This window comes from Pseudomonas sp. 21LCFQ02, assembly GCF_024129895.2.
Lineage (GTDB): Bacteria > Pseudomonadota > Gammaproteobacteria > Pseudomonadales > Pseudomonadaceae > Aquipseudomonas.
In genome coordinates this window covers 3,138,778-3,155,643 of sequence record NZ_CM178749.1, presented here as the reverse complement: position 1 = coordinate 3,155,643, position 16,866 = coordinate 3,138,778, and the positions used below count along the sequence as shown (strand labels likewise).

The window sequence follows — 16,866 nt, the reverse complement described above, 5'->3', positions numbered from 1 at the left end:
GGGTGTCTACAAAATGGCTGCACTTAGCAATACTGCGTTGAAATCGGCCTGGATCGCCAGCCCGGTCAACATGCTCATGTACTTCTGTACACTGCGCTTTTCCGCCCGATTTCGCCTTGTCTTGCCTTCGTTCGCCTATTTTGTAAACACCCTCTCAGGGCACACTCGGTTACCAGGAGAGTTCGCCGAATGCTTATGCCTATAGCGTTGCTCATGCTTTTTAACCTGACGTAAATGTAATCACCCACCGCTGTGCGTTATGGCATCTTCACGCCCATCGATGCATGGGACTTCTACTGCGATGCCTTTCAAGACTTCACGACGTACGTTCGTTCAGGGCCTGGCCGCCGGCGGGCTGCTGGGTGGATTGGGCTTGCTGGCTACGCCGCTGCGGGCCGCTGCGGCCGGCAATCAGCAACCGCAGGAACTGAGCGGCACCGAATTCGAGCTGTTCATCGGTGAAACGCCGGTGAACATCACCGGTCGGCCGCGTACCGCACTGACCATCAATAACGGCTTGCCCGGCCCGTTGTTGCGCTGGCGTGAGGGCGATACGGTGACGGTGCGCGTGCGTAACCGGCTGCAAGAACCGACCTCCATTCACTGGCACGGCATCATCCTGCCAGCCAATATGGACGGTGTACCGGGCCTGAGTTTTGCCGGAATCGCCCCTGACGGCATGTATGAGTACCGCTTCAAGGTGCGCCAGAACGGCACCTACTGGTATCACAGCCACTCCGGGTTACAGGAGCAGGCCGGGGTCTACGGGCCGCTGATCATCGATGCCAGGCAACCCGAGCCGTTCGAGTACCAGCGTGAGCATGTGGTGATGCTCACTGACTGGACCGACGAGAAACCTGCCACGCTGCTGAAGAAACTCAAGCAGCAAGGCGATTACTATAATCGCCAGAAACGCACCCTGATCGACTTCATTGACGACGTCGGCCGGCACGGCTGGAGCCAGACTGTCGCCGACCGGAAAATGTGGGCGCAGATGCGCATGAACCCCACCGATATCGCTGATGTCGGCGGCGCGACCTACACCTACCTGATGAACGGCCAGGCACCGGACATGAACTGGACCGGGCTGTTCACGCCCGGCGAAAAGGTCCGCCTGCGGCTGATCAACGGCTCGGCCATGAGCTACTTCGACCTGCGCATACCGGGCCTGAAAATGACCGTGGTTGCCGCCGATGGCTTGCATGTCGAACCCGTGACCGTCGATGAACTGCGTATCGCCGTGGCAGAAACCTATGACGTGATCATCGAGCCACAGGCCCCCGCCTATACCCTGTTCGCCCAGGCCATGGACCGCAGCGGCTTTGCCTGCGGCACGCTGGCCAGCCAGCCGGGGCTACGTGCGCCAGTGCCGCAGTTGGACCCACGGCCACTGCTGGGCATGGCCGATATGAACATGAGCCATGCGGGCATGGGCCATGACCAGATAAACCATGGCCAAATGAATCACGCCGCCATGCCAGCGATGCCGGGCATGCAGCATGGCAGCGGTTCGCAACCCATCGAACACCCCGCCAGCGAAGAGGGCAATCCGCTGGTTGATATGCAGACCACCCAGCCAACGGCCAAGCTGGATGATCCAGGTATCGGCCTGCGCGATAACGGCCGACGGGTGCTGACTTACGCTGACCTGCGCAGCCGCTTCGCTGACCCCGATGGCCGCGAACCAGGCCGCAGCATTGAACTGCACCTGACCGGGCACATGGAAAAATTCGCCTGGTCGTTCAATGGTGTGAAGTTTTCCGACGCCGAACCCTTGTTGCTCAGGTATGGCGAGCGGGTGCGTATCGTGCTGGTCAACGACACCATGATGACCCACCCCATTCACTTGCATGGCATGTGGAGCGATCTGGAGGACGAGCACGGGCGCTTCATGGTCCGCAAGCACACCATCGACATGCCGCCCGGCACGCGGCGCAGCTACCGGGTGACTGCCGACGCGCTGGGCCGCTGGGCCTATCACTGCCACCTGCTGTACCACATGGAGACCGGCATGTTCCGCGAAGTGAGGGTACAAGAATGAGCCTGACGCACATGAGCCGCCGCCCTGCCCTGCTATTGACCACCAGCCTGCTGTTCAGCCCGGTCGCGCTGGCCGCGCAAGGCACCGGTCACAATATGGACCACTCCAGCCACGGCGCCATGGCGGACCCTGCCATGCACGCCCAGCCGCTAGACGAGCATGCAGGACACGCGCCTGCGCCCGCCACTGATGCTCATCAGGGTCACGCAGGCCACGACATGAGCACACACAGCGGCCATTCAATGCCACCCGCCGTTGCCTCGCCAGTCCCGCCCCTGACCGACGCTGACCGGGCGGCGGTGTACCAGCACCCGGCAGGGCACCAGATGCACGACAACGCCTGGAATCACCAGGTGTTGCTGGACAGGCTCGAATGGCAGGATGGCGAACACGGCAGTGCGCTGGCCTGGAATGTCGACGGCTGGGTCGGTGGGGACATCGACCGGTTGTGGTTACGCAGCGAGGGCGAACGCAGTCAAGGGCGTACCGAGCACGCCGAAGTACAGGCGCTGTGGGGCCATTCAATTTCGCCCTGGTGGGATTTGCTGGGTGGCATACGTCAGGACTTCAAGCCCGGTGCCGCGCAAACCTGGGCGGCGTTCGGGATTCAGGGCATGCCGCTGTCCGGGCTGGAAACCGAAGCTACGGCGTTTATCGGCGAAAGCGGCCAGGCTGCGCTACGCCTGGAAGCCGAGTACGACTTGCTGATTACCAACCGGCTGATTTTGCAGCCTTCGGCAGAGGTCAACCTGTATGCCAGCAACGATGAGCAACGCGGGGTCGGTGCAGGTCTTGCCGACAGCGAACTGGGTTTGCGCCTGCGCTATGAGATCCACCGCGAGTTTGCGCCCTATGTCGGCGTGACCTGGAACCATCGCTACGGCAATAGCGCTGACTACGCCAGGGCTGAGGGTGAAGCGCGCAGTGAAGCACGGCTGGTGCTGGGGGTACGGCTGTGGTTCTGAATCTGCCGTATACTTGCCGGCTTTTCTCCAGAGCACTTCACCGTGGGCAACAAACGCTACGCCTGTATCGGACTGTATAACCCCAAATCCCCGGAAAATGTCGGCTCGGTCATGCGCGCCGCCGGTTGCTATGGCGTGGCGTCGGTGTTCTACACCGGTAAACGCTATGAGCGCGCCAGGGACTTTGTTACCGACACCAAGAAGATCCACCAGGATATCCCGCTGATCGGTATTGAAGACCTCAAACAGATCCTGCCGCTGGGCTGCACCCCAGTGGCAGTCGAGCTGGTCGAAGGTGCCCGCGCCTTGCCGGAGTACACCCACCCTGATCGCGCCCTGTATATCTTCGGCCCGGAAGATGGCTCGCTGGACCAGGAGATCCGCGACTGGTGCGAGGACGTGGTGTACATCCCTACCGAAGGCTGCATGAACCTCGCGGCGACGGTCAATGTGGTGCTCTACGACCGCATGGCCAAGGGCAACAATACCCGCTCCGGTGCGCAGTTCGGTCGTGACAAGGTCACCGAGCCCACGCCAGCCGCCCGCGCAGCCATTGATGCAGATTCGGGGAACAGTTGACTTGGCTGGCAGTCAGTAATGGTTCAACCCGTCAGGAGAGCAATCATGAGCGATACCCCGATCATCGAACGCATTGACCGCCCATTCCCGCCACAACGCCCGGAACAGAACGTTCAGGGCTGGGAGCGCATCACCTCGCTGGCCGGTGGCGTGGCGCTGGTAGGCAAAGGGCTGCGCCGGGGCGGGCTGTTCGGTCTGGTACAGCTGGCCATCGGCGGCGCGGTTCTGGCCCGAGGCATCACCGGCCACTGCTCGGCCAAGAGCCTGCTGGAGAAGAGCCGTAGCGATCTGCACCGTGCACGGACCGATATCGAACGTGCCGGCGCCGAACTGCACCACCTGAAAAGAAAAGCCGAAAAAACCGCGCCCAAAGTGATCGAGGCGGTGAAAGAGACGGTCATTGACGAGGTCGCCACCCCGAAGACCTCCAGGCCTGAGATCTGAAGCGTTAGCCGGCGCGGAAAATCAGGTAATCCTCCCAGTCATCTTCAGGCACGCTGTCTTCGCTGAGCATGCGTCCGGACTGGGAGATACGCTTGCGGTGGACCGCCTTGCGGTCACCGCTGACCAAGTGGTGCCACTCAGGCAGATCCTTGCCTTCGCTGACCAGCCGATAACCACAGGTCGGCGGCAGCCACTTGAACTCATCGGCCTGGCCTGGGGTGAGCTGGATACAGTCCGGCACGGCCTCGCGACGGTTCGGGTAGTCCGAACACTGGCACGTCTTGAGGTCCAGCAGCTTGCAGGCGATGCGTGTGTAGTAGACGCTGTTGTCTTCTTCGTCTTCGAGCTTTTGCAGGCAGCACAATCCGCACCCATCGCACAGCGACTCCCACTCGTCCCGGTTCAGTTGGTCGAGGCGCTTGTGGATCCAGAAAGGTTCGAGTGTGGCGGTCATGGGCGGCTAAACAGCGTCGGTGCAGGAAAAGGCCGCCAGTCTAGTGGCACAACTGCTGCGGGCCAAGCGCTGGCTGTCGCCAGACTTGTCATTGGTAGTGCGAAACAGTAATTTTGACAGGCTTTGTTACATCCTGATGCCTGCCGACCACGGCCCATCCTGTCTGCCCGTCATTCAACCCCTCCCTACGACAAGGACTGCCATGAGCACTCATCCTCGCGTTGCCGACTTTGACATTCACCCGCAATTCATCCAACGCTGGTCGCCGCGGGCGTTCAGCGATGCGGTGATCCCGGAAGAAACCCTGCTGAGCTTCATCGAAGCCGCGCGCTGGGCGCCTTCGGCCTACAATTCACAGCCTTGGCGCTTCCTGTATGCGCGCCGTGGTACACCGAACTGGGAACGCTACCTGGGCCTGCTCAATGAATTCAACCGCAGCTGGGCCCAGCACGCCTCAGCCTTGGTGGTCATTGTGTCGAAGACCACCTTCACCGCACCGGGCGCCAGCGAAGAAAGCCCGGCCCTGTGGCACACCTTCGACACCGGCTCCGCCTGGGGGCTGTTTGCCCTGCAGGCCAGCCTGAGCGGCTGGCACACCCACGGCATGGCCGGCTTCGATCAGGACCTGACCCGTCAAGAGCTGAAGATTCCGGAGCACTACGCGATTCACGCGGTGGTCGCAGTGGGCAAGGCCGGCGACAAGGCAAGCCTGCCGGAATACCTGCAAGGCCGTGAAGTACCGAGCCCGCGTCAGCCGGTCAGCGAACTGGCTGCCGAAGGTGATTTCAGCCTGTAGGTTGAATCACGCAGCACACACCGGGCCTCGTAGGAGCTGCTTCAGCGGCGAAGGCTTCGCCGCTGAAGCGGATCGCCGCCCGGCGGCTCCTACGGATTTTGACAGGCGCAGCCGTCAGTAACCGCGCGCGAAATCCACCTCGCCGCGCAATGGCTCGCCCGCTTCAAAGGCGCGCAGGTTGTCCAGAAACAGTTCGACCATCGCCGGTGGCGAGGTGGGCGCTGAACTGTGTCCGGTCAACAACAGGCCGTAAGCAGTCCAGAACGGATGACGCCGGGGCAAGGGCTCCTGGCGGCAGACGTCGATCACTGCACCGGCCAGATGGCCTTCCTTGAGCGCCTCTACCAGGTCGGCATCGACCACCGACACGCCGCGCCCGGTGTTGATGAACAGCGCCGAAGGCTTGAAGCAAGCGAACAGCTTCGCATCGTACAGGTCATGGGTCTGCGGCGTGTTGGGCAGCAGATTGATCACATAGTCCATATCACCGAGCAGTTGCGCCATGTCAGCCAACGTGACGACCTGTTCAAAGGGCGGCAGCTCACGCGCCGTGTAGGCCACGCCGAACAACTGCACGCCAAACGGCCGTAGAAACTGCGCAACACTCCGACCAATGTCACCGGCACCCACGATCAGTACCTTGCGCCCGGCCAGGCTATGGCCTGGGCGGTTATCCCATTTGCGCTCGACCTGGCTCATCAGCCGTGCAAGCACTTCACGCTCATGACCAAGCATATAAGTGAGAACATATTCGGCCATCACCTGGCCAAAAATACCCACCGCACGGGTCAGCCGGTACTCACGGCTCAGGTGCTCACTGAGCAGCGGCGTGATGCCGGCCCAGGTTGATTGCATCCACTGCGGTTTGTGCCCCTGACGCAACAACGTGGCGAGCAGATCGGGCTGGCCCAGCCAGACCGGCGCATCACTGGCCATTTCGGCCAACTGCGCCGAATCACCACTGCTCAGGACTTCGAGTTGTGGGGCAGCCTGTTGCAGCAGTCGGGTATAGAGAGCGTAATCATGTTCAGCGATCAGAACGCGCATGCAAGGCAATCCTGGAATTCGGGCAGGCAGGTCAATACGAAGTACCGGGCATCACCAGACCGGCACCCGTCGGATGCCGGCAGACACGATCACACCGGATCGTTGCGACGCAGCAGTTCTTCGGGCAAATGCTCGATGTATTCTTCTTCGGCAGGCGGCATTTGCAGGTGATAACCCTGGTTGTCGAGGTTTTCCAGCACCTTGGTGATGTCCTCACGCGCCAGCGCACGCTCAGGGCTCAGGACCAGGTCAAAGGCATGCTGCGGCTTGCCGAACGCGGTCAGCAAACCCTCAGGTACACGGCTGAGCACGTCACTTTTCAGGACGTACAGGTACATCTCGTTCTTCTTGGGGCTGCGATAGATGGAGCAAATACGTTTCAAGGCTGTTCTCCGACACTGGCCAGGCTGTCGAGCAGTGCCTGGCCCATCAACTCACGGCGCCAGCCACGCAGCGAATCGGGTAATTGGTAAGGCCCTTGGGGATAGCCGCTTTTGAGCAGCAACTCCAGGGTTTTCTTGCGCAGCATCAATTCCGGCGCCATATCCAGGCGCTCGGCGTACTGCTGGCCGATGGCGCGCAATGACTTGAGCATGGCCGAGGCTTCGATCGGCAGCGGTTCCGGCAGCGGCGCCGGCCATTGATCGGCAGGGGTACTGCCCGCGCTCTTGATCAGTTGCAAGAGAAACTCGCCATCCTGACGCACGGTACGCGGGTGCATGTCTTCGATGCGCGCCAGCGTGGTGAGCTGATCCGGCTGGGTCTTGGCCAACGGCCACAACGAAGCTTCACGCAGGATACGATTACGCGGCTGGTTGCGAATCCGCGCCTGCTGCTCACGCCAGGTGCACAGCTCACGCAGCACCGCCAATTGCTGACGAGACAGCTTCCAGGCCAGCTTGGCCTCGCGGTAAGCCTCGCGCGGGTCACTTTCGCGACGCAGATTGGCGACCAGTTCGGCGCCGTCTTCCAGAACCCAGGCGTACTTCTGGGCCGATAGCTGTGGCTGCAACTTGTTGAACAGCTCGGCCAGATGCATGGCGTCTTCTGCCGCATAGCTGACCTGCGTATCGGACAGTGGCCGCTGCAACCAGTCGGAACGGGTCTCGCCCTTGGGCAGTTCGATGTCCAGCACCGCTTGCACCAGCCGCGAATAGCCCATCGAAAAGCCGATGTTCAGGTAACCGGCTGCCAGTTGGGTATCGAACAACGGTAGCGGCAGGCTGCCGGTGAGGCGCAACAGGACCTCGAGGTCCTCACTGCAGGCATGCAGAACTTTGGTAACGGCCGGGTCTTCCAGCAGTACCGCCAGCGGGTGCCAGTCGTTGATCAGCAAAGGATCGATCAGCCAGGCGTTGTTGCCATATCCGACCTGCAGTAAACCGGCGATCGGATAGAAGGTATCGACCCGCATGAATTCGGTGTCGACGGCGATAAACGGCAGAGACTGCCATTGCGTGCATTGGCGGGCAAGGCTGTCGTCGTCGCGGATCCAGTGAATATCGATGGCCACACGGCTCTCCCTTGGATAATGGCGCGCAGTATATATCGCCGTGGGAGCTTGTCGCGCATCAGCCGGCAAGTCTTTGCACAATCTTCATAGTATTGAGCAGATGTTGCAGGAGGCCGGGGCGCATTGCGCGCCCCGGCTGTCGGTCAGTTGGAACGCCGACGGTAGGTACGGTACTCAGGCGTCCAGAAGTTACGCTCGATGGCGTCGAGAATAACGTCTTCCGGCGTTTCCAGCGCCAGCCCTTCGGCCTGGGCCTCTTTGGCCACGGCCAGAGCGATCTTGCGGCTGACCTGCTGAATGTCCTTGAGCGGCGGCAACACCGCATCGCCCTCCCCGGTCACCATAGGCGAGCATTCGGCCAGGGCGTTCGAGGCTGCCATCAGCATGCGGTCGCTGATTCGCGAAGCCTTGCACGCCAGGACACCCAGACCGATGCCCGGGAAGATGTACGAGTTGTTGCACTGGGCAATGTGTACGGTGCGACCGTTGATGTTCACCGGGGCAAACGGGCTACCGGTGGCAACCAGGGCCTGGCCGTCGGTCCAGCGCAGGACTTCCTCAGGCGTGACCTCGACCTTGGAGGTCGGGTTGGACAGTGGCATCACCAGCGGACGCGGGCAGTGCTTGTGCAACTCACGGATCACTTCTTCGCTGAACAGGCCACGCTGACCCGAAACCCCGATCAGTACGGTGGCGCCAGCGTTGCTGACCACATCCAGCAGTGACGCATAGTCCTGACCGGCGCTTGCCCAACCGGCCACGTCAGCAGACTGCTGCGCCAGGCGCTTCTGGAAGTCCAGCAGGTTATCCATGCCCTCGGTGAGCAGACCGAAACGGTCGACCATGAAGATCCGCTTGCGTGCCTGGGCCTCGCTCAGGCCCTCGACCTGCATGGCGGCGATGATGTGTTCGGCGATACCGCAACCGGCGGAACCGGCGCCCAGAAACACCACTTTCTGCTGGCCGAGGGTTTCCTGCTTGGCCTTGCAGGCCGCCAGCAGCGTACCCACCGCCACGGACGCGGTGCCCTGAATGTCATCGTTGAAGCAGCACAGCACGTCGCGGTATTTGTCCAGCAACGGCATGGCGTTGGCCTGGGCAAAGTCTTCGAACTGCAGCAGCACGTCCGGCCAGCGGCGCTGTACCGCTTCTATGAACAGCGCAACGAAGTCTTCGTACTCCTTGCCGGTCACCCGCTCGTGGCGCCAGCCCATGTACATCGGGTCATCCAGCAATTCACGGTTGTTGGTGCCGACATCCAGCACGATCGGCAGGGTGTAGGCCGGGCTGACCCCACCGCAGGCGGTGTACAACGACAATTTGCCGATCGGGATCCCCATGCCGCCGATGCCCTGGTCGCCCAGACCGAGAATGCGCTCGCTGTCGGTTACCACGATGATCTTGATCCGGTCTTTGGTCGCGCTGCGCAGGATGTCGTCGATACGATCGCGGTCAGGATAGGAAATGAACAGGCCGCGGTGGGTGCGGTAGATCTTGGAGAATTCCTGGCACGCCTGACCGACCGTCGGGGTGTAGATGATCGGCAGCATCTGTTCCAGATTCGCGTCCAGCAGACGGAAGAACAGCGTCTCGTTGTTGTCCTGGATCGAGCGCAGGAAGATGTGCTTGTCCAGATCACTGGCGCACTGCTGATACTGGCTGTAGGCCCGGGTCACCTGTTCTTCGATGGTTTCCACGTTTTGTGGCAACAAGCCGATCAGGTTGAAATCGATCCGCTCTTGCGGAGTGAACGCACTGCCCTTGTTCAGAAGGGGCATTTCCAACAGGGAAGGACCTGCGTAGGAAATGTACAGCGGTCGTGTGGTATTGGTCATTTCTTCTTCGCCTTTTCGTCTCTCGTAAATTCTGTGCAAGACCGGGGCGTGCAACCTGGCGTGTTGCGTTATTGTTTTTTTGCCAGCTCTCTCAGGCCATACCGGAAAAATTCGGTGAGCAATACAGGCCGCACATATTACTCGCGACACCCGCCCCGCTGCGACATATTGTCGCTAAAAAACGACAGTTTTCAGCGAGATCGCCTGCACCACGCTGCACAGATTTTGTTGCCATCTGACGACAACGGCCAATGACGACGGCGCGCGCTGATTTGGCGCTGGAGAACGTCGACGTGGGAAATTCAGCGGGCATTCGCAACGACGGCCGAAACCCAGCCTTGGCGAACAAAAAAACAAAAACTAACAGGCTGCAAAACCATGACATGAAGTTCACGAACTTTTCACAGCGGCTGTTGCATCTTGAAGTCGCTCCCAAGTGTGAACCTTAAGCCCGCTCCCCCCATCCGGCGGGCTTTTCTTTGCCCGTTGATAAAGTGAACCGCCGGCGAGGCTTGCACCGCGCCGGACAGCTGCGATCAATGAGTCACGATCCGACCGATACTGAAGCCGTCTACCGCAGCGATGCGGCCACGCCACAACACGCCGGTTTCGCAGATCGGGCTCTGGTCAGAAGAGTAGGTTTTGGCGTCCTTGAGATGAATGAAGTGGAAGGCGTGATTGTCGTCCTCAGCCAGCTCACCGGGTTTGAACGACAGAATCATTTCCTTCATTGATTGATCAGTACCGTTGTGAAATTGACCAAAAGGCGCCGCCAGCTCCTCGGCTAGCTGATCAAAATAGGCATCATGAGAAACAAGATGTCCTGACAGCAGATTTCCACCGACCGACAGGGTGACACCCAGCTCGACCTTGGTACTCACCACAAACCTGACCAGCCACTGCAGCAGCCAATCAATCTGCCGACCCTGCGCCTGAAACTGAGCGATCAGCTCATCGTAGCCTTGATCCGGAAGCGAAGGGGTTTGTTCTGCTTGATCTACATCGGTCATTTGCAACTCCTTGCATGCAACTGAGTGAACCGAGGCCGTGTGGCACTTCGGGCGACAGCGGAGGGTGCTGCGCAACCGTAGGAAGCCCCCGATAGCGTATGCACTTGCAGGGAGAATAGACCAGATGGATGACATGCAGAGTCACCCGGCGACGCTCATGCACCACGCCATGCGCATACCCGTCAGCACGCAATAATATTTACCGCCACTGCAAAGCCGTCCGTTGCACGAACACCCCTGGCTGCTACAGTTTGCTGGAGTGATTGACCTGATCACCCGTGACCTCAGAGCGTTGGTCGACAGTTAACTGAACCTGTACTCCGGATGGGCCAGCGCGAGCGATTCAATACGTCTTACGCCCGTACACGTGGGCCAAGGACATTTTTTGAATCGCCAGGGAGAGAAACGGATGCTCGACAGTTTCCGCCACCATCTGCACGTCAGCGTTATCACTTTCAAGCCCCCGTGCAACAACTTCGCGATTGCCGAGGCGATTGCATGAGCGCAGTGGCGATCATGCAACCCTACCTGTTTCCCTATATTGGCTACTGGCAACTGCTACACGCCTCGGACTGCTTCGTGGTCTATGACGACGTGAACTACATCAACCGTGGCTGGATCAATCGCAACCGGATCCTGATCAATAACGCTGCGGGCTTGATCACATTGCCGCTGCTTGATGCATCGCAGAACCGCAAGATTAACCAGATCCAGATCGCACCCGCCGCGCAGTGGCAGCGTCGAATGCTGATGAGTGTACAAATGGCTTACGGCAAAGCGCCCTGCTTCCATCAGGTGTTTCCTTTGCTTGAGCACCTGCTGAGCTTTGAGAGCAGCAACCTTGCGCAATTTCTGACTTATCAGATTCAAATGATGGCGAGCTTCATGGGCCTGACGGCGCGAATCATCCCCAGCAGCCAGATCTACAACAACGCGCACCTGGCGGCGCAGGAACGGATTCTGGATATTTGTCGCCAGGAAAGTGCAACACGCTACATCAACGCCCAGGGCGGCAGGTCACTGTACGAGCCACGGGCATTTGCCAAAGCCGGTATAAATCTGCAATTCATCGCCATGCAGCCACTGCCCTACCGCCAGCGTGGCAAAGTCTTTACCCCGTACCTGTCGATCATCGATGCGCTGATGGAAGTCGGCGCCCAAGGTATAAAACCGCATCTTGAGGCCTACGATTACCTGTGAGGCGCAGGCCTTACACACCATGGGATGCCTAGAAATCCAGTTCCTGACTGCTTTTCACCGCGCGCGCCGGGGCACCGACATATAACTGCCAAGGCTGAGTGTCTTTCGAAATCAGCGCCCCCATGGCGACACAGGTGCCCTCAGCGATCGTGCAATTATTGGTGATGGTCGAATTGACGCCGAACCAGGCATAGGCATTGACCAGGCAATGCCCGGACAGGACCACATGGGAGGCGAAAAACGCATGGTCGCGAATCTCGCTATGGTGACCAATATGGTTACCACTCCACATGACCACGTTGTTACCGATGCTGGTGAAGGGTTGCAGTGTGTTGTCTTCCAGAATGAAACAGTTCTCACCGATCAGGTTGTCATTCACCGTCGCCTGGGGGCTGACGTATGAAATGAAGTCGTAGCCCTTTTCTTTGCCCTGAAGATAGATCGACTCACGCTGACGGTTCATCCTGCGCCCCGTCATCGGTGCAAACAGCTTGTACCCGACACACGGAAAATACTCATGGAGGGATTCGAACGGCACCACCGGTAAGCCTTCGAAATGTCTCGATTCCGGGAGATAACGTTGGTTGACCGTGAAACCGACAACTTCAACCGAAGGGTCTTTTTTCAAGTAGTAGTACGCCAACTGAGCAGTATCGAGCACTCCAAAAATGACAGTCTTTTGCATGATGGCCCCCTGAGCATTCGATTGTGAGTCAGGTCAAACCAACGTAATACGTAACAACACGCTGAATCGTGCTCTTCACGATAGCAGTCGCACTGGCGCCGCGAGCAGGGAATAGGGCAACCAGAATAGATACCTGATCGTCGTCAAATACCCGGCCATCGGTACGGGCGACCGGCTCTACGGCGCAGTTGTGCATACCAAGCGCTTAGCCCAAATCCACCGTGACCCTTCCTACAGCCTGAACCACCTCAATGGCCCCATTGCGAATATCGATGATCGCGGTATCGGCCTGCTCGGCCATCAGCAGGCCTTGCTCGGCCTTTGTCCGACTGGATTGGATGTCTTCGACCGCCTTGTCAGCCAGGGTCTTGTTGTGCTGGACAATCTGGACGATTTCACCGGTGGCCGCGCTGGTGCGCCCGGCCAGTTGACGCACCTCATCGGCCACAACTGCAAAGCCCCAACCTTGCTCACCGGCACGCGCAGCCTCGATAGCCGCGTTGAGGGCAAGCAGATTGGTCTGCGAAGCAATCGCGCTGATCTTCTCCACCATGCTGCTGATCAGCAACGACTGATCGCCCAAAGCCTGCATGCTGGCGGTCGCCGATTGCATCTGACCGGCGATGGATTTCATGGTTTTGATGGCCTGCTGTACGACCTCGGTACCCTGCGCGGCGCGGGTCTCGGTCTGGCGCGAAATATCGTAGGCAATCTGCGCAGCGCTTTTGACCTGTGTCTCGCGGCTCACCTGGTCGGTTACGACGCTGGCGAACTTGACCACTTTGTACAGCCGCCCTTCAGCGTCATAGACCGGATTATAGGAAGCCTCCAGCCAGACCGGATGACCACGATTGTGCAGCCGGCAAAACCGGCCCGCCACGTATTCACCCTGCCGCAGCCTTTCCCAAAACGCCACGTATTCGGCAGAGGCGGCATAGTCCGTGGCGCAGAAGATCCGATGATGACGTTTCTGAATCTGCGCCAGCGAATACCCCATGCTCTGCAGGAATTGATCGTTGGCGGTGATCACGGTGCCGTCGGGATTGAACTGGATTACCGCCGTGGACCTGAGCAACGCCGCCAGGATTTGCGAATGTTCGCTGATCTGCTCGACCATGTCGGTGATAGCCGAACCGTAACCCTGCACATGTTCGAGACGGCCCGCATCGTCATACACCGGCAGCCAATGCAGGCTCAGCCAGGCCGTGCCGCCATCGGTGCGTATAAACCGGTAACGGTCATGCACAGGCTTTGACGCCTTCAGTCCGTCTTCCAGCGCTGCGAAGAGCCCCGCGGTGCTGCCTGACGTTGACATGAGCTGCTTCAGACTCTGGCCATGCAGCCGCTCAGGCACGCGCCCCAGCGAATCGGCAAATGCGCTGTTGAATGCCATGACTTTCAAATCCGGACCCAGGCGCACTGAGAGCATGCCCGCATCCAGCTGTGCACCCAGTTGCTGTAACTGCCGTAACTGGTTATCGCGCTTTATCAGCTCTTGTTTCAAGCGTCGGTCGAACATACTCACACCTCCCAATGGTTACGGCGAATGAACCACCGGCAGAACCTGCCAAGCGGTCACTCAAGGGCGCCCTTGTTCTGTTTCAAGGCATCAAGCGCCAGCAACTGAACGCTGGATCGCGCCAGAATCGAGACACATAACGACTCGACGTCATCCAGCACCGTCTTCAGGGCATTCAAACGACCACGCGCTGAATCGAACTCGCAAAACCCCCGACTGATGATCAACAGTCTCTGGCGAACGTCGTCGATCAACATGCCGGTCAGCCCCAGAATTCTTCTGACGCCCTCCTCGACGACCGCAATAAGCCTCAACAACTCGCCCTTGAGATGAACACAGGACAGGTCACTCAAACTGCTCGCATTGGTCTGGGGCCCGCCCATTAACCGATCTGTGCTGGCCAGCAGCGACTTGGCAATGTCAATGGCGCAATCGACCTGATTGATCTTCAGCAACATGCATGACACTTGACCTTTCAGGTGCGCGACACCGGACTCCAGATCGGCAACGGCTGTCGCTATGCTGTGCCTCATGGCACCTCCCTGCTCTATCGCAATGGTTTCTACAGCGGTATGAGCGATAGCAGGCGAACACTCAGCACACCTGCATCTTGAAGTTGTCTTTACCGGCACTCTTGGCCTCGTAAAGTTTGCGATCAGCGCTTTTGAGCACGTGCGAGACATCCGCCCCCCGCTCGAAAGACACCAGGCCCGCACTCACGGTGAACCTGCAGGGCAAAAAGTCGCAGCCGCGCACCGCCTGCAGCAGGCGCTCGGTATAAGCGACGGCCTCCTGGGTATTACGCGTATCGAGCAGCACACCGAACTCCTCGCCACCAAGGCGCCCATGACAGTGACTGCCTTGCACCTGATCCAGGCAACGCGCCAGGGCACACAGAACCTGATCACCGACGTCATGCCCCCAGCCATCGTTGACACGCTTGAAGTTATCGATATCAATCATCAGAAAGCACCCGCCCCGCACGGACAGCGCCAGGCGCTCGAAACGCGCCATGAACGCACGACGGTTGTAGATACCGGTCAGATAGTCGGTTTCAGCCATAACCCGATACTGTTGCTCGGCCGCCAAAATGCTCCTCAGAGAATCCATGAACGAATAATTGTTAAGCCCGCCCAACGCGACGGAAAACAGGGCAAAGATAACGACATACAGATTGGCGTCCGGCACCGCCAAGGGTGCGACGGGCCAGATAATCAACCAGGTCAATAACGCAGTGACCGTGTAATCATGAGGACTGCGGATCAGCAACGAAGCGCCCAATACGGCAATGACTGCAAAAGCCAATGAAAATGCCTGATACAGCTCGGGACGCGAAACAAATAAAAACTTGTAAGATGCAGAAAACACCAGAACAAATACCACACCCGCGAGCCGCCAGACTTTATCGCTACGGGTAAATGTCTGGACAAGACTGATGGCAATCATCAGAAAAAACAGCAGGAGCGCCTCGATCACTGACTGACGGGAGTAAACAAGCCACTGCACCACACACCAACTGGAAATCGCCAGACACTCCGCACGCACAATACCGCCATGCAACACCGTTCTGAGTCGCCTGTCTTGAGTTCGCTGCAACTTTACCCTGCTCCATGTTGGTCTTCATGTACCTCCTTATTGGCCGGTGTGCTGTTCACCCAGCCGGATGCTTACTCGGGTAATAGCGAAGTTGATCAGCATCATTTTTCGCACCAACTGCATGAAGCTTTCCGACAGTTCCAAGGTGCTCCTGGCCGTTGTGAAATAGCCCTTCGTTTCACCCTCCCTCACCAGCCTGATCAAATGAGTGCTCGACACCGCAAGCCCGGCAGACATTTCTCCGTAGCTCGACCTTTTACAACCCGACCCGGCCTTGGCCTGCTTTTCCAGCGCCTCGACGAACAGGGCCAGCATCGGCATGTGCCCGCCGTCGCGATTAATCAGCCAGCGGCTTTCCGGCAGCAGCATGTCAAGGGTGATGTCAGCATCCAGAATCCGCTTGAAGCCGCGAAAGAACGCCTCTACGGTTCGTCCACTGACCTTTGCAGAGCCATCACAGGTATCCGTCATACCGAGCGCCGGAAAGTAATAGGCACTGACGATATTGACGGCCTCAGCCATGGCCCGCACAGAAGGCCTGTAAATCCTGAGCCGTCGATCATCCGGGTGATGCGTCACCTCCATATAACCGGAAATAATGAAAAAGGAGAAATACGACTCCAGGCTGTTTTTGGACAAATAACCACGCTGCAAACACAACTCGCGAACCTTTGACAGCGAAGGAAGATGCTCATCGTAATAGTTGGCCAACATGGCCAACACCACCATAAACCTGTCAAATTTCAGAACATTCTTGTAAAAGAACGGCCGAACTTTATAGTACTGCCCCAGGTACTGATAATGCTGCTTGATGAGCGAGTCAATATTACCTTGGGCATGCAGTTCATCTACCTCAGCCTCCAGGCAGGCTCTTAATTGCGCGCCATCCATAAATAACCTTGCCCACAATCAGGGTTTAAATGCGTGGATCGTCAGACAATACCGGGCCCATGGTAACCGATTTGATACCAGACATATTTCCACCCCAAAAATGTTTCACATCATCTGGGTGAGTGGTAGACAAAAGGATATCTCTGGATCCAATTAAGCCTGTATACCCCTAACTTGTTAATGGGTATGGCAAACCAATTAAATTTATATAATGGCCGACACGGTTGTAGGATAACTGCCAACATTTATACAACCGGGCGATCGGCTGAACACAGCAGACCACGTCATGCG

16 protein-coding genes and 2 pseudogenes are annotated in these 16,866 nt (G+C 58.6%); 6 read left to right on the top strand and 12 right to left on the bottom strand.

Annotated elements, in window-relative coordinates; all coding sequences use genetic code 11:
* Positions 1–301: 301 nt before the first annotated feature.
* From NJC40_RS14155 to NJC40_RS14140, 4 genes are read left to right on the top strand one after another with little or no spacing between them, the layout of a single operon-like run.
* Positions 302–2,041 carry a copper resistance system multicopper oxidase gene (locus NJC40_RS14155; protein ID WP_253142710.1) on the top strand — a complete coding sequence of 580 codons (1,740 nt, stop codon included), beginning with the start codon at positions 302–304 and terminating at the stop codon, positions 2,039–2,041.
* An 11-nt stretch (positions 2,042–2,052) separates the two neighbouring features.
* Positions 2,053–3,006, top strand: coding sequence for a copper resistance protein B (locus tag NJC40_RS14150; RefSeq protein ID WP_290447773.1), 954 nt, complete (start codon positions 2,053–2,055; stop codon positions 3,004–3,006).
* A gap of 42 nt (positions 3,007–3,048) precedes the next feature.
* Complete coding sequence (locus NJC40_RS14145; RefSeq protein ID WP_045489027.1) at positions 3,049–3,585, top strand: RNA methyltransferase; 537 nt, start codon at positions 3,049–3,051, stop codon at positions 3,583–3,585.
* Between the two features lie 45 nt (positions 3,586–3,630).
* Positions 3,631–4,029 carry a YgaP family membrane protein gene (locus NJC40_RS14140; protein WP_045489025.1) on the top strand — a complete coding sequence of 133 codons (399 nt, stop codon included), beginning with the start codon at positions 3,631–3,633 and terminating at the stop codon, positions 4,027–4,029.
* 4 nt (positions 4,030–4,033) lie between these two features.
* Here the strand turns inward: NJC40_RS14140 and NJC40_RS14135 are convergent, their stop codons facing one another.
* On the bottom strand, positions 4,034–4,483 hold the full coding sequence (locus NJC40_RS14135; RefSeq protein WP_253115161.1) for a YcgN family cysteine cluster protein: 450 nt from the start codon (positions 4,481–4,483) through the stop codon (positions 4,034–4,036).
* 202 nt (positions 4,484–4,685) lie between these two features.
* On the opposite strand from NJC40_RS14135, the gene NJC40_RS14130 reads away from it, so the two are divergent.
* Entirely contained in the window at positions 4,686–5,279 is a 594-nt protein-coding gene (locus NJC40_RS14130; RefSeq protein WP_253142709.1) for a nitroreductase family protein, read from the top strand.
* Positions 5,280–5,393: 114 nt separating this feature from the next.
* Here the strand turns inward: NJC40_RS14130 and NJC40_RS14125 are convergent, their stop codons facing one another.
* From NJC40_RS14125 to gvpU, 5 genes are all read right to left on the bottom strand, one after another.
* Positions 5,394–6,326, bottom strand: a complete 933-nt coding sequence (locus tag NJC40_RS14125) for a D-2-hydroxyacid dehydrogenase (protein WP_253142708.1) — start codon at positions 6,324–6,326, stop codon at positions 5,394–5,396.
* 89 nt (positions 6,327–6,415) lie between these two features.
* Positions 6,416–6,709 (bottom strand): YcgL domain-containing protein, encoded by a 294-nt coding sequence (locus NJC40_RS14120; protein ID WP_045489014.1) that lies wholly within the window; start codon positions 6,707–6,709, stop codon positions 6,416–6,418.
* Positions 6,706–7,839, bottom strand: coding sequence for a ribonuclease D (rnd, locus tag NJC40_RS14115; RefSeq protein WP_253142707.1), 1,134 nt, complete (start codon positions 7,837–7,839; stop codon positions 6,706–6,708). Before rnd ends, NJC40_RS14120 begins: the two co-directional genes overlap by 4 nt.
* 143 nt (positions 7,840–7,982) lie before the next feature.
* Positions 7,983–9,674 (bottom strand): NAD-dependent malic enzyme, encoded by a 1,692-nt coding sequence (locus NJC40_RS14110; RefSeq protein ID WP_253115165.1) that lies wholly within the window; start codon positions 9,672–9,674, stop codon positions 7,983–7,985.
* A gap of 536 nt (positions 9,675–10,210) precedes the next feature.
* The gene (gvpU, locus tag NJC40_RS14105) at positions 10,211–10,684 is read right to left on the bottom strand and encodes a gas vesicle accessory protein GvpU (RefSeq protein WP_045489006.1); all 474 of its coding nucleotides are present in this window, start codon (positions 10,682–10,684) and stop codon (positions 10,211–10,213) included.
* 498 nt (positions 10,685–11,182) lie between these two features.
* Here gvpU and NJC40_RS14100 point away from each other — a divergent pair, with 498 nt between their 5' ends.
* Positions 11,183–11,884 carry a WbqC family protein gene (locus tag NJC40_RS14100; protein WP_253142706.1) on the top strand — a complete coding sequence of 234 codons (702 nt, stop codon included), beginning with the start codon at positions 11,183–11,185 and terminating at the stop codon, positions 11,882–11,884.
* Positions 11,885–11,912: 28 nt separating this feature from the next.
* On the opposite strand, the gene NJC40_RS14095 is transcribed toward NJC40_RS14100, so the two are convergent.
* From NJC40_RS14095 to NJC40_RS14070, 6 genes and pseudogenes are all read right to left on the bottom strand, one after another.
* On the bottom strand, positions 11,913–12,569 hold the full coding sequence (locus NJC40_RS14095; RefSeq protein ID WP_253142705.1) for an acetyltransferase: 657 nt from the start codon (positions 12,567–12,569) through the stop codon (positions 11,913–11,915).
* Positions 12,570–12,774: 205 nt separating this feature from the next.
* Positions 12,775–13,212, bottom strand: a pseudogene (locus NJC40_RS14090) (methyl-accepting chemotaxis protein); the annotation flags it as partial.
* A gap of 159 nt (positions 13,213–13,371) precedes the next feature.
* Positions 13,372–13,962: pseudogene (locus tag NJC40_RS14085) on the bottom strand (PAS domain-containing protein); the annotation flags it as partial.
* Positions 13,963–14,144: 182 nt separating this feature from the next.
* Positions 14,145–14,546, bottom strand: a complete 402-nt coding sequence (locus NJC40_RS14080) for a hypothetical protein (RefSeq protein ID WP_144403267.1) — start codon at positions 14,544–14,546, stop codon at positions 14,145–14,147.
* Between the two features lie 136 nt (positions 14,547–14,682).
* Positions 14,683–15,684 (bottom strand): GGDEF domain-containing protein, encoded by a 1,002-nt coding sequence (locus NJC40_RS14075; RefSeq protein ID WP_253142703.1) that lies wholly within the window; start codon positions 15,682–15,684, stop codon positions 14,683–14,685.
* Positions 15,685–15,720: 36 nt separating this feature from the next.
* Positions 15,721–16,575: a hypothetical protein gene (locus NJC40_RS14070; RefSeq protein ID WP_253142702.1), complete on the bottom strand. Its 855-nt coding sequence runs from the start codon at positions 16,573–16,575 to the stop codon at positions 15,721–15,723.
* Positions 16,576–16,866: the final 291 nt, after the last annotated feature.